This is a genomic window from Microcoleus sp. D3_18a_C4 (assembly GCF_036702415.1).
GTDB lineage: Bacteria > Cyanobacteriota > Cyanobacteriia > Cyanobacteriales > Microcoleaceae > Microcoleus.
The window spans coordinates 1-1,088 of sequence record NZ_JAUBTI010000242.1 but is presented as its reverse complement, the minus strand read 5'-3'; the positions used below and the strand labels follow the sequence as shown (position 1 = coordinate 1,088).

The following is a 1,088-nucleotide window of genomic DNA, read 5'->3' as shown; positions in this document are numbered from 1 at the left end:
ACCTGGTCTAAAACCATACGAGTTTGGCTCGAATTTTGCCTCCCATTCTGGCTAAGCGTGCTGCTTTCACAACTGCTTGTAAGGCGCGGTCGTACATTGTGGGTATTCCTAATGGTCTTGACTCATTAGTTCCTGGTTTTGGTATCATTACCCGACGTGTCGGTTGAGATTTACCAGTTATTTTGAGTTGACTTACTAGCTCTAATCGTTGCTTTGGGGATAGTAATTTAATACCATCCACACCTGCTGTGCGTTTGCCAGTGTTATCTTGTGTGACCCGTCGTACCGCTAAGACCTTATTAGACCATGAATTAATCAAGGTCTTTTGAAGCTTCCTCACTGCTTTTACATCGCCACGCTCACTTGCTCGATAGATACGTTTTTGCAACTTGAATGTCAATCTTTCAGCTTTTCGCCAATTGATTTGATTCCATTCCACCGTCGGGATGTCCCGCGTTTTAGACTTATTCATTGCTACTGGTGTTCCTATCCTTGAAGTTACCGTGTATCTGTCTGCATATCTCTGTCATTACAACAAAGCGTTAGGCTTCTGATACAATCCCTCTCTCATATATTATTCGTTAGCTACTTACTGGGAATCGACCTGATTCCAGAAATATATGAGAGTTACTTCGTTCCAAATACACATTGTTAAAGTTTTTAGTGTGATGCTCTCCACCGGGTTTATGGGCGGTGCTTATAGGTCGAATAAGGAATCGCCTATACCCTATCCTTGCCTTTTGGCTTGGTCTTAATCAATCTTTACCGTGTTTTGCAACGGGTTTATTTTGATTCAGCCGTTAGACCATCTAAAATAACGATGGTTCAGACACATCTTTGCTCTCGCTACACTTGAACTCTTGCTCAACAGTTACCAGTTTCGGCTACCAGTAGTCTGCTTTTTATCCCCGCTTTACCTTGTTAGTTGCTATTTAACAAGATAGGGGATATGCTTTTACCGCTGCACTTGCGGACTGGGACTAGAGATGACCCGCACCCAGATGTGTATCCAGTTATTATGACTTTATAGTCATCCTAGCTATCCCCTAAGTATCGTTACTCAGTTTCGGCTAAACGAATCGCACCCA

Annotated in this window: 1 pseudogene; it reads right to left on the bottom strand. The window is 42.8% G+C overall.

Going from position 1 to position 1,088, the window contains the following annotated elements:
• A pseudogene (locus tag QUB16_RS33415) lies at window positions 1–472 on the bottom strand (reverse transcriptase N-terminal domain-containing protein); the annotation flags it as partial.
• Window positions 473–1,088 lie beyond the last annotated feature (616 nt).